This window comes from Flavobacterium endophyticum (assembly GCF_003634455.1).
In the GTDB taxonomy this organism is placed as follows: domain Bacteria; phylum Bacteroidota; class Bacteroidia; order Flavobacteriales; family Flavobacteriaceae; genus Flavobacterium; species Flavobacterium endophyticum.
Genome location: NZ_RBLC01000001.1, coordinates 1537363 through 1549741, shown reverse-complemented (window position 1 = coordinate 1549741; position 12379 = coordinate 1537363). Strand labels below are relative to the sequence as shown.

Sequence of the window (12379 nt, the reverse complement as noted above, 5' to 3'; positions counted from 1 at the left end):
AGCTGCCAATTTAAAAAAAAGCATCTCAAAAACTAGTAACGTTTTAAAGATGCCTTAAATATATTTTAGTTTAATTATGCTTATTGACAAGCGATTTTATCAACGCGATTTTGGTGTCTTCCGCCTTCAAAATCTGTACTTAAAAAAGCTTCCACCATTTCAACTACTTGATGAATAGCCGTAAAACGTGCTGGTATGCTGATAATATTGGCATTATTATGTTGTCTCGCTAAAGTAGCTATTTCTTTTGTCCAGCATAGTGCGCTGCGTATTCCTTGGTGCTTGTTAACCGTCATGTTGATTCCATTGCCGCTGCCGCAGATTACGATTCCGAAATCAGCTTTGCCGTTTTCAACATCAAGAGCAACCGGATGTCCAAAATCTGGATAATCGACGCTGTCGCTGCTGTCTGTACCATAATTTGTTACTTCATGTCCTTTTGCTTTCAGCATTTCGACAATTGCCTTTTTGTATTCTGGTCCAGCGTGGTCATTCCCTATTGAAATTTTCATATATATATCTTTATTAGTTGTGTCCTGCAAATTTACCGCAACGGTTTCCATTTACCAAACTAAATAGTCATGAAGTTGCATCTTTTGATTATCAAATGTTTAGGTTTTTCGCATTTTATAAAAAGCTGATAATCATTACCTAAATTGTAATGTAAATGTTAAATTATTGCAATGTTAACAGTAATTTACAATGTACTGACTTTTAGTTAATTATAAATTAACATGGATTGTTCATAACTTCGGATAGAATTTTAGAAGTATTTCTTGTTTGTTCGATTAAAAACAGTAATCCAAAATTACATTTGAAAATGCAAATTTAGTTTGGTGAATTTTTGGAGAAGTTATCAGCATCAAAAGTTATTTTGTTAACAGTAATTAACAAGTAAAGTTATTTACATTTTCATCTCAAAAACGATTATCAACTGTTGTTAACAAAGTCTTAAAAAACCTTTAGAATGAAATACTTAAAACTATTTAGCTGTGTTGATAAGTCGGTATAACAAACTATAACTTAAAATCGTTGCCTTAAAAAATTAATTTATTGCAGCTATTAACACGCTATAATAACCACCAAAAAATTAATTTAAATTTCCTTTTTCTTTTTGTTGTTTTTAATAAATGTTGACAACTTCGAAAAGTTAGACGATTTTCAAATTTTGATTTCGGTTGAATTCATCCAGAATTTCTTTTGCTTCTTCTGCATCTTCGGGATGTACTCTGAGTTTGATTCCGCCTAAAGCCTGCGAATACATTGGAACGATGTTCATCATGGTCTCATTCTCGAAAAAATATTGGATTTCCTCTAAATCGAGCCTGTGTTTTAAGATTGTGATTTCGTGAGGATAATTGAAGACTGCGATCGTGATAAAATTTTCCATTTGAATTTGGTTTTCATAAAGATAGGAAGAAATATATTCTTCATCTTTTATTTCAAAAGTTATATTTTGTTTAAAAAAATTAACATTTAAGAGGAAACTGTCAACAATTTCGTAATTTTCAGCATTATTAGAAAAGAATTATGAGTAAGAAACTACGAAAGCCTGTAAAAAAGGACAAAGACTTTACAGCAAGAATTTTAAAGATTTTATCACAAGATGCCAATAAGGCATTCAATTATAAGCAGATAGGAGCCAAGCTTGAATTAGATGATACAAAAAGCAGAAACGAAATTATCAGAGATTTAAAACTTCTGGCTTCTCAAAAGAAGATTGTTGAAATTGAGCCAGGTAAATATTTAGTCGTTGCGACAAGCCAAGATTATTATGAAGGAGTGATTGATATGACAAGCAGAAAGACTGCTTATTTTGTATCAGAAGAATTTGAAGACGATATTTTTATACCGACCAACAACCTAAATAAAGCGTTGGATGGAGATAAAGTAAAGATTTATGTGTATAACAGAAGGCGAGGCAAAAAGCCAGAAGGCGAAGTTATCGAGATAATCGAAAGAAAAAAGACCGATTTTGTTGGCGTCATTGACATACAAAAGAATTTTGCTTTTGTATCGACAGCTAATCCGAAAATGTATACTGATATTTTTATCCCAAAAGAGAAAATTGGTGATGCAGAAAACGGCGATGTTGTGTTAGTTCATATTGAAGATTGGCCTAAAAAAGCAGACAGTCCGTTTGGAGCTGTAATCAAAGTCCTTGGAAAACCAGGGGAGCACAATACCGAAATCCATGCGATTTTGGCAGAATACGGACTTCCTTACGACTTTCCGATAGAAGTGGAAACCTATGCTCAAAAAATAGATACGTCGATTCAAGAAAGCGAAATTGCCAAGCGTCGTGATATGCGCGATGTGCTGACTTTTACGATCGACCCGAAAGATGCTAAAGATTTTGATGATGCCTTGTCTTTCCAAATATTAGAAAATGGAAATTATGAAATCGGTGTCCATATTGCCGATGTTTCCTACTATCTTGAAGAAGGAACCATTTTAGATAATGAAGCGTATCAAAGAGCTACTTCAGTGTATTTAGTAGATAGAGTAGTGCCAATGCTTCCAGAAGTATTGTCCAATTTTGCCTGTTCGTTACGACCTCATGAAGAAAAATATACCTTTTCGGCTATTTTCGAACTGACAGAAAACGCCCAGGTTGTCAACCAATGGTTTGGAAGAACCGTAATTTATTCCGACCAGCGATTTGCTTATGAAGAAGCACAGCATATTATTGAAACAAAAGGAAATATAATTCCTGCAGAGATTTCTTTAACTGGAAATGAATACGAAGTTCCTGAAGCAATTCAGAATGCGACTTTAAAATTAGACGAGCTGGCCAAAACACTTCGTAAAAGAAGAATGCGTGATGGCGCTATTTCGTTTGATAAAGTTGAAGTGAAATTTAACTTAAACGAAGCTGCAGAACCCGTTGGAGTTTATTTTAAAGTTTCAAAAGATGCTAATCATTTGATTGAAGAATTCATGCTTTTGGCGAATAGAAAAGTGGCCGAATTCATAGGAAAACAAAGACCAAAGAAAACATTTGTGTATAGAATCCACGACGAACCAGATGAAAATAAACTAATTAGTTTACAGACTGTAATTTCAAAATTTGGATATTCGATCAATTTTAAGTCTAAAAAAGATATTTCGCAGTCGCTTAATAAATTGCTTGAAGATGTGAACGGAAAAAAAGAGCAAAATATGGTTGATACCTTGACGATCAGGACGATGAGCAAGGCAAAGTATTCGACTGAAAATATTGGGCATTACGGACTAGCATTTGATTACTATTCACACTTTACTTCGCCAATCAGACGTTATCCGGATGTAATGGCACATCGTTTGTTACAGCATTATCTCGATGGAGGAAAATCAGTAGACGAAGAATCTTACGAAGAAAAATGCCAGCATTCTTCCAACATGGAAGTTTTAGCAACGAATGCAGAGCGTGATAGCATCAAATACATGCAGGTCAAGTATATGCAAGACCATCAAGATGAAGAGTTTTTAGGCGTAATTTCTGGTGTAACTGAATGGGGAATTTATGTAGAAATTGTTTCTAACAAATGTGAAGGTATGTGTAGGATCCGTGAAATTCGTGATGATTATTACACTTTCGATGAAAAACAATATGCATTAGTTGGGGAAATTTCAAAGAATATCCTGCAGCTGGGAGACGAAGTTTTTGTGAAAGTAAAAAGCGCTGACTTGGTTAAAAAACAGCTGGATTTTACTTTCCTGAGAAAGAATGAATAAAAATAGCAACCAATAAATACTAACACAATGAAAAAGATACTTTTAGTAGCATTTTTAATGCTGACGCAAATCAATTTTGCACAAGAAAAACTTACCAAAAATCTAGGAGATTTTGACGCAGTTCGCGTTTTTGATAGAATATCGGTCCAATTGGTTCCTGCAAATGAAAACAAGATTGAAATTACTGGAGACCGAAGAGACGATGTAGAAATTGTCAATAAAAATGGAGACCTGAAAATCAGGATGAAGCTTAAAAAACTTTTGAAAGGCGAAGACATTACAGCGATTCTTTATTTTAAAAATGAAATTGAAACTATCGAAGCCAGCGAAGGTTCTTACGTATCAAGCGAAGCTACCTTCAAAGCGATTGATTTTAGCGTAAATGCGAAAGAAGGCGCTGAAATAAAAATCAATCTTGATGCTCAAAAATTAGCAGTTAAGGCCACTTCTGGAGGTATAGTAAAATTAAAAGGAAGTGCTAATAATCAAGACATTGTTATTAACTCTGGCGGAATTGTTGATGCTAAAGATTTAGAAACATCACAAACAACTGTAGCCATAAATGCAGGAGGTGAAGCCGATGTAAAAGCTTCAGAACTTGTCGATGCAAAAACTAGGGCAGGGGGAGACATAACCATTTACGGAAGTGCTAAAAAAATAAACAAAAAGACTTTTGCTGGAGGAAACATTACGGAATCCAAACGATAAGTCTGTTAAGGATTGTAATTTTTGAATTATCTTTGTGTTACTATTTTTAATTTGCATAAATTGCTGATTGAATATTGATAGACAAACTTTCAAAAATTACAATCCTTTTTTAATGATTCAAGACATTTTAACAGGCATTCCTTTAGGTTTATTCCTATGCTTTATGATCGGGCCTGTTTTTTTTATATTACTTGAAACCGCTGCTGTCAAAGGTATTCGTGCTGCGTTGGTTTTTGATTTTGGAGTAATTATAGCGGATATCCTTTTTATCTGCATTGCTTATTTCAGTAGCTACCGACTTATAAACAGCTTAAAAGACGAACCTGCACTCTTTATTTTTGGAGGATTGATCATGCTTACGTATGGAATAATTTCGTATCTCCAGCTTAATAAAGCCAGCAAAAATATTTCTGACGATGCCGAAGTAGAGCTCATTAAAAAAAACTACGGAAGCCTATTCATAAAAGGATTCCTGCTTAATTTTATAAACGTCGGAGTTCTCGGATTCTGGCTATTGATTATCATTACCTTTGGACCTCAGCTCGATTTAAAAACATCCAGATTGATTGTTTTCTTTGCATCGGTAATCGGAACTTATTTGATGGTTGATATCGCAAAAATGTTTCTGGCCAAAAGACTTAAAAGCAAGATGACTTCGTCTAATATTCTGAAGATAAAAAAAATAACAAGCATACTTTTAATAATCTTCGGATTTTCAATTATGCTCCAGGGATGGTTTCCAAGCGACCAAAAGCTTGTAAAATCAGCCTTAGAAAAAATAGAAAAAAGAAAATAAAGCCAGCTCCCCGCTGGTTTTTTTATTTCAAAAAGGACATAAAAAAAGAGATACTGAAAAGTATCTCTTTTGAAGAGGCATCGAGCGGATTCGAACCGCTGTAGGAGCTTTTGCAGAGCCCAGCCTAGCCACTCGGCCACGACGCCATAATTGATTGGATGGCAAATTTACATATTATTTGCAGTAACGCAAGAAAATCTTTAGTAAATATTAATTTTTAATTTTAATCATTTCTTAATATTAATTTTAATTTTGACAAAAATCAAAATCGTATAAACAATGGTAAAAAAGCTCAATTTCCTTAAACCAATATTTAATTTTATGATTATTGGTCTGATTATTATGACATTAAGTAGAATAGTGCTTTTTTTCCTGTATAGGGATAGGATAGATGAAACTGAAAATTATTGGCACATTTTTCCAATTGGATTAAGATTTGACTTGATTATCTTATGTTATATTTCTTTTCTTCCTGCAGTTTTGATATGTCTGCTGCCTGATAAATTCCTGCAAAAGATTAAAAAATTCCTGAATATTTATTTTCTGTTTTTTCTTTTCCTATTCCTTTTGATGGAGTTGTCTACGCCTGATTTTGTGGCACAATACGATACCAGACCGAACAGGCTTTTCCTAGATTATTTAATTTATCCAAAAGAAGTGATGGGTACTTTATTGAAAAGTTACCTGCCTTCTTTGATATTCACGACAATTTTTTTAGGTGTTGCTGTTTATTTTGGATACAAGAAAGGAAAAAAATTATTCTATCCTTCAGCGCAAGATTATAAAACCAAGCTGATTTTGTTTCCTCTAGTGGCTTTTTTATTGTTTTTCGGGGCTCGTTCCAGTTTGACTTCAAAACGTCCTATAAACGCAAGTAACGCTGTTTTTTCAACCGATCAGCTGACCAATTGTGTAGGACTAAATTCTTTTTATACGGTTGCCTTTGCCGCTTACTCCCTAAAAAATGAAGACAATGCGGCCAAAATGTATGGAAAGATGGAGGCGAATGAAGCCTATGATAGAGTAAAAAAGTACATGACTGCTTCCTCGCAAGATTTTACAGATGCTGCTTTGCCTTTACTACACAACCAAAATCCGGATTCTTTACGCGAAAAACCATACAATCTCGTTATCTTTTTGCAAGAAAGCCTTGGTGCTGAATACGTAGGAAGCCTTGGAGGAAAACCATTAACTCCTAATTTTGACAAATTAGCAAATGAAGGCTTATTGTTTACAAATTTGTATTGCACCGGAACTCGAAGCGTTCGTGGTATCGAAGCTGTAGTTACTGGCTTTTTGCCTTCTCCTTCTGAAAGTGTAGTGAAATTAAGCAATTCTCAATCTGGCTTTTTTACACTTGCAGAATTACTGAAAGACAAAGGATACGACACAAGTTTTATCTACGGAGGAAGTGCTAATTTTGATAATATGGCTTCTTTTTTCAACGGTAATGGATTTGAAAATATCGTTGATGAGCAGGATTTTGACAACGATGGAAAGAAATATGCCTTCAAAGGAACTTGGGGCTATTCTGACGAAGATCTAGCCACAAAGGCAAATGATTATTTCAAATCTCAAAAAAACAAGCCTTTCTTTTCATTGATGTTTTCAACGTCGAACCATGAGCCTTTTGAATTTCCTGATGGAAGAATCAAGCTATTCGACAAAAAGAAAAATACAGTAAACAATGCAATGAAATATGCTGATTTTTCAATCGGAAAATTCTTTGAACTAGCTAAAAAAGAAGACTATTTCAAGAATACAGTCTTTATTGTAATTGCCGATCACAATACCAGAACCTACGGAAAACATCTGGTTCCGATTAAAAAGTTTAGGATTCCGGCTTTGATTATTGGTCCTCAAGTTCCAAAAGGAGAAAAATATGCCAAATTAAGCAGTCAGATTGATATTCCGCCAACATTATTGAGTATGATTGGAATGAAAGTTCAGACGCCAATGCCAGGAAGAAACATCCATGATATCAAGCCTGAAACAAAAGGAAGAGCAATCATGCAGTTCCACGATATCAATGCGTTCCGTGTAGAAGACCAAGTCGTTATCATGCAGCCGAACAAAAAACCTTTACAATTTAAAATTGAAAATGATTCCGTTCTGACTCCAATGAAATTAGACGAAGAACTGGCAAAAGATGCCCTAGCTCATGTTACAGCGGCTTCAGATCTTTACAAGGAAAAGAAATACAAGGTTAAAAAATAAATTAGCTTCTATATTCCTCAATCTGGATGGTAACGGCTTCAACGTCGCCACCGATTGGGGGATTTATTTTTGAAACCGAAACGATTATTCTTGAAACTGAAGCAATTTCTCTAAAAATACGCTGTACGATTCTATGCGCTACATGCTCTAAAAGCTTAGAACGGACAGCCATTTCTTCCATTACTATTTTATTGAGATGCACATAATCAACAGTGTCTTCCAATTCATCAGTTTCCATCGGTTTTCGCATATCGGCTTTGATTTCCAAATCCACGGAATAATCGGATCCAATTTTGCTTTCTTCTACTAAGCAACCGTGAAAAGAATAAGTTCTGATGTTTTTGAGCTTGATGATTCCCATGATATAGTTATGATTTTTGATTTCAGAAGGTTAGCCTTAATCTGAAAGGATTTATTTTTTTGATAATTTCGTACACCAAAATTAGGCATTAAAGAATAAAAATTAGGCTTTTTCGAGCCAAAATGAATAACTTTGCGCTCTTAATTTATAAATATGGCATCAGAAGAAAAAGCACTGAATTTTATTGAGCAAATCATTGAAGAAGACATTAAAAATGGCTTGTCTCAACAGAAATTACGTTTTCGTTTCCCGCCTGAACCAAATGGTTATCTGCATATCGGCCATGCAAGTTCGATTGCTCTGAATTTTGGATTGGGTATTGATTATCAAGCACCTGTAAACCTTCGTTTTGACGATACGAATCCTGCCAAAGAAGAGCAGGAATTTGTAGATGCAATCAAAAGAGACGTACAGTGGCTAGGATATCAATGGGCGCACGAATGTTATGCTTCTGATTATTTCCAGCAATTATACGATTGGGCAGTTGAATTTATCAAAAAAGGAAAAGCCTATGTAGATAGCCAGACCTCTGAAGAAATGGCCATCCAAAAAGGGACGCCTACGACTCCCGGAGTTGATAGTCCATACAGAAATCGTTCTGTGGAAGAAAACCTTGATCTATTCGAAAGAATGAAAAACGGCGAATTTCCGGAAGGATCACATATTTTGAGAGCAAAAATCGACATGAAATCAACAAATATGTTGATGCGTGACCCGATCATGTACCGTATTTTGCACAAGCATCACCATAGAACAGGCAACGATTGGAAAATCTATCCAATGTACGACTGGGCTCATGGAGAAAGCGATTATCTTGAAGAGATTTCACACTCCTTCTGTACGCTAGAATTCTTGCCTCATAGAGAATTATACGATTGGTTTTTAGACCAAATCTATGATGATAAAAAGGTTCGTCCGAAACAAAGAGAATTTGCCAGAAGAAACCTTTCGCATACCGTTGTAAGCAAAAGAAAACTTTTAAAATTAGTAGAAGACAAGCATGTTAACGGATGGGATGACCCGCGTATGTCAACCGTTTCGGGATTAAGAAGAAGAGGGTATACGCCAGCTTCTATCCGCAATTTTGCCAACACAATTGGTATTGCAAAACGTGATAACTTGATTGATGTTTCCGTTTTAGAATTCTGCATACGTGAAGATTTGAATAAAACAGCGCCTCGCGTTATGGCCGTTTTAGATCCTGTAAAATTGGTTATTACGAATTATCCTGAAGGAAAAGAAGAGTGGCTTGACGCAGAAAACAACCAAGAAGATGAAAGCGCAGGATTCAGAAAAGTCCCTTTTTCAAGAGAATTGTATATAGAAAGAGAAGACTTTTTAGAAGAAGCAACCGGTAAGTTTTTCCGTCTGACTTTAGGAAAAGAAGTCCGTTTGAAAAACGCCTATATCATTAAAGGTGAAAGCGTTGTAAAAGATGCTGCTGGAAACATTACCGAAATTCACGTGACTTATGATACGGATAGTTTAAGCGGCAGTGGGACAGAAGCGAGCCAAAGAAAAGTTTCCGGAACTTTGCACTGGGTTTCAATTGCACATGCGATTGAAGCTGAAGTACGTTTGTATGACCGACTTTTTACCGACGAATCTCCAGATACTCATAAAGGAAAAGACTTCTTAGAATTTGTGAATCCGAATTCGCTTCAAGTAATTACCGGTTATTTGGAACCAAGCTTGAAAGATGCTAAAAATGAAGACAAATTTCAGTTTCAAAGATTGGGCTATTTTACTGTAGATAAGGATTCTACATCAGAAAAATTAGTTTTCAATAGAACAGTTGCCTTAAAAGATACTTGGGAAGAAAAGGGCAAAAAAGAAGAAAATATTATCAATAATTCGCTGAAAGAAATCAACAAATATTTCAAAGTTGCGACAGATGAAGAGCGAAATTCAGTTGAAAAAGCGATAGGAGAGGAGCTAAAAAATGTTTCAAATTTCAGTTTATTGCAAAATACGTTGAAGAAGAACATCAACAATAATAAAAGCTCTTTATTGTTTTCTAATTTCCTTTTGAAATATTCCAACCTGAAAACTTCAGATATCGAATTAGAGATCTTGCATAAATTATATTCAATGTCTTTAAAAAGCGAATCGCCTTTTGTAAGATTGGAAGTGATTAAAAATTTAAAAAAAGATACAATCAATTTCAGTGAATTTTCTTCTCAGCTTTTAGAGTTGAAAAATTCAGAAAAAAATGAGCAGGTTTTAAATTTGCTTTCTGAAAATTAGAAATTCTAAAATAATAAGTTTTATAAATGAAAAGCTCCCAAATTTGGGAGCTTTTTCTATTATTGTAATATTCTATTGAAATTTTAAATTATATAGTTTTTAATAATCAAAATTAACCTTCATAAATTAAATATAAGCCATTATTTTTAAAAGAGAAGGAAAATATATGACCACGACTAAGAAACTTTATTATAATCGAGTTATTTAAGTTTTAGAAAACTTGAGGATACTTTAACTGGTTATTAACATCAAAATGTTAAAATTAAATGTAACTTTAAATTATTAACCTAAAAAATCAAAAAAGTTATGTCAAGATCAAACACAGTTATCGGAATATTAGCAGGAGCTGCAATTGGTGCAGCAGTAGGAATTTTATTTGCGCCAGACAAAGGTGAAAAAACAAGAAAAAAAATCAAAGACGGATTTGACAACCAAAAAGACGAATTGCAAAATAAATTCAACCAATTGTCTGATCAGGTAAAAAGCAAATTTTCAAAAGCCAAAGTTGATTTGGAATCTGGATTTGATGAATTAGTTGCAAACGCTCAAGACACCAAAGAAGATGTAATTGCTGCTTTAGAAAAAAAACTATCTGATTTAAAAGCACAAGCTGCCGCAGCCAACAAAAAATAAAAAAATTGCTCTATGGCATTTGAAAAAATAAAAGAAAACACCGACGACCTGCAAGACCGCGCCAAAGAATTTTTAGATGCTAATATTGCTTACTATAAACTTTGGGGTTTTAAACTTGCAATGAAATCTACCACGTTAATGCTCAAATTATTCATGTTGAGCATTATGTTGGTGATTGTAACCCTATTTTTTTCAATTGCGTTAGCACTAGCGATTGGATATAGTCTTGATAATTTTGCGTATGGATTCTTAATTGTTGGCGCCATCTATTTCGTTCTTGCTTTGTTGGTATATTACACACAAGATAAGATTGTGGAAGGCCCAATTCTAAGAACATTTTCGAAATTATTTTTCAAAAAATACTAAATGGAAAGCCTTATGCAAGTAAAAAATTATTCTTCTTACGAGGAAATAAATAGGGAATTACAGATTTTGAAAGTAGAAAAAGATTTGGCTTATGAAAAAATGAACAAAAGTTTTCATGAGACCAAAGATAGTTTTACGGCTAAAAACATTTTAGGAACTGTACCCGGTATAGCCTTGAATATAATTGGAAGTTTATCCGGGCCGCTTAAAAATGTCGGGATAGCATATCTGACGAAAAAGATTTTTCGTTTATAATAAAAAAGAGGCCCAAACGGCCTCTTTTTTTATGTATTAATTTCTAATTTATTCTGCAGGAGTAATTGTGTCATCTGGAGTATTATGCTCGTCCCTATGCGAATGGTCTTGAGGAGAAATAGAACTTCTTTTTACTTCATTGCTTTTTCTAGCACCACGTTTCATAGCTTCTCCAACTTGATTTGAAGCAGTAAATGAGGCAACCATATTATTCAACATATCGCTTCCCGCTTGAGGAGAATTAGGCAATAAGATCAAGTTTGAATTAGTATCAGCACCAATTGCCTGTAGCGTATCATAATGCTGCGTAACAACAATCAAAGCAGAAGCTTCTTGGGAGTTGATTCCTACTTTGTTCAAAACATCGACACTTTCTACCAATCCACGAGCAATTTCGCGTCTCTGATCAGCGATACCCTGTCCTTGCAATCTTTTGCTTTCGGCTTCGGCTTTTGCTTTTGCCACGATTCTGATTCTTCCTGCTTCTGCTTCGTATTCTGCTGCAGATTTTTCTCTGTCGGCCGCATTGATACGGTTCATTGCATTTTTTACTTGGATATCAGGGTCAATATCGGTAATCAATGTATTAATGATATCGTAACCATACGTCGTCATGGCTTCGTTCAATTCACGTTTTACAGCGATGGCAATATCGTCTTTTCTTTCGAAAACATCGTCTAATTTCAATTTAGGGACTTCTGCACGCACTACGTCGAATACATAAGATGTAATCTGGTCGTGTGGGTATTCAAGCTTGTAAAATGCTTCGTATACCTTATCTTGGATTACTTTAAACTGTACCGAGACTTTCATTTTCACAAATACGTTTTCTTTCGTTTTTGTTTCGATGATAACGTCAAGTTGCTGGATTTTCAAATTGATCTTGCCTGCAATTTTATCTACTACTGGAATTTTTAACTGCAAACCAGAATGACGAATGCTTTGGTATTTTCCAAAACGTTCGATGATTGCTGCTGTCTGTTGTTTTACCGTAAAAAACGATGAGAAGAAGATAAATAAGGCGAAGAATAAAAATACATACAAAGGAATGTTTAAGTCCATAATACAGTGTTTAAAAG

12 protein-coding genes and 1 tRNA gene are annotated in these 12379 nt (G+C 34.5%); 8 read left to right on the top strand and 5 right to left on the bottom strand.

What is annotated here, in order from left to right; genetic code table 11:
- Window positions 1-80: 80 nt before the first annotated feature.
- Both rpiB and CLV94_RS07055 read right to left on the bottom strand, forming a co-directional pair.
- Window positions 81-512 carry a ribose 5-phosphate isomerase B gene (gene rpiB, locus CLV94_RS07060; protein ID WP_121376255.1) on the bottom strand — a complete coding sequence of 144 codons (432 nt, stop codon included), beginning with the start codon at window positions 510-512 and terminating at the stop codon, window positions 81-83.
- A gap of 638 nt (window positions 513-1150) precedes the next feature.
- Window positions 1151-1390: a putative signal transducing protein gene (locus CLV94_RS07055; RefSeq protein WP_121375705.1), complete on the bottom strand. Its 240-nt coding sequence runs from the start codon at window positions 1388-1390 to the stop codon at window positions 1151-1153.
- 140 nt (window positions 1391-1530) lie between these two features.
- Here CLV94_RS07055 and rnr point away from each other — a divergent pair, with 140 nt between their 5' ends.
- The 3 genes from rnr to CLV94_RS07040 all read left to right on the top strand — a co-directional run bounded on the left by rnr (window position 1531) and on the right by CLV94_RS07040 (window position 5221).
- Window positions 1531-3717 (top strand): ribonuclease R, encoded by a 2187-nt coding sequence (gene rnr / locus CLV94_RS07050; RefSeq protein WP_121375704.1) that lies wholly within the window; start codon window positions 1531-1533, stop codon window positions 3715-3717.
- A 27-nt stretch (window positions 3718-3744) separates the two neighbouring features.
- Complete coding sequence (locus tag CLV94_RS07045; protein WP_121375703.1) at window positions 3745-4425, top strand: head GIN domain-containing protein; 681 nt, start codon at window positions 3745-3747, stop codon at window positions 4423-4425.
- 112 nt (window positions 4426-4537) lie between these two features.
- Window positions 4538-5221 carry a LysE family translocator gene (locus CLV94_RS07040; RefSeq protein ID WP_121376254.1) on the top strand — a complete coding sequence of 228 codons (684 nt, stop codon included), beginning with the start codon at window positions 4538-4540 and terminating at the stop codon, window positions 5219-5221.
- Window positions 5222-5296: 75 nt separating this feature from the next.
- Here CLV94_RS07040 and CLV94_RS07035 read toward each other — a convergent pair.
- Window positions 5297-5367 (bottom strand) — tRNA-Cys (locus CLV94_RS07035).
- A gap of 424 nt (window positions 5368-5791) precedes the next feature.
- Between CLV94_RS07035 and CLV94_RS07030 the strand changes: the two genes are divergently transcribed.
- Complete coding sequence (locus CLV94_RS07030) at window positions 5792-7438, top strand: LTA synthase family protein (protein ID WP_245982477.1); 1647 nt, start codon at window positions 5792-5794, stop codon at window positions 7436-7438.
- A 1-nt stretch (window position 7439) separates the two neighbouring features.
- Here CLV94_RS07030 and folB read toward each other — a convergent pair whose 3' ends face one another.
- On the bottom strand, window positions 7440-7799 hold the full coding sequence (gene folB, locus CLV94_RS07025; RefSeq protein WP_121375701.1) for a dihydroneopterin aldolase: 360 nt from the start codon (window positions 7797-7799) through the stop codon (window positions 7440-7442).
- Between the two features lie 153 nt (window positions 7800-7952).
- Between folB and CLV94_RS07020 the strand changes: the two genes are divergently transcribed.
- From CLV94_RS07020 to CLV94_RS07005, 4 genes are all read left to right on the top strand, one after another.
- Window positions 7953-10046, top strand: coding sequence for a glutamine--tRNA ligase/YqeY domain fusion protein (locus CLV94_RS07020; protein ID WP_121375700.1), 2094 nt, complete (start codon window positions 7953-7955; stop codon window positions 10044-10046).
- 306 nt (window positions 10047-10352) lie between these two features.
- Window positions 10353-10679, top strand: a complete 327-nt coding sequence (locus CLV94_RS07015) for a YtxH domain-containing protein (protein ID WP_121375699.1) — start codon at window positions 10353-10355, stop codon at window positions 10677-10679.
- Window positions 10680-10691: 12 nt separating this feature from the next.
- Window positions 10692-11045, top strand: a complete 354-nt coding sequence (locus CLV94_RS07010; protein WP_121375698.1) for a competence protein — start codon at window positions 10692-10694, stop codon at window positions 11043-11045.
- Complete coding sequence (locus CLV94_RS07005; RefSeq protein ID WP_121375697.1) at window positions 11046-11300, top strand: DUF6327 family protein; 255 nt, start codon at window positions 11046-11048, stop codon at window positions 11298-11300.
- A gap of 48 nt (window positions 11301-11348) precedes the next feature.
- On the opposite strand, the gene CLV94_RS07000 is transcribed toward CLV94_RS07005, so the two are convergent.
- Window positions 11349-12362 carry an SPFH domain-containing protein gene (locus CLV94_RS07000; protein WP_121375696.1) on the bottom strand — a complete coding sequence of 338 codons (1014 nt, stop codon included), beginning with the start codon at window positions 12360-12362 and terminating at the stop codon, window positions 11349-11351.
- Window positions 12363-12379: the final 17 nt, after the last annotated feature.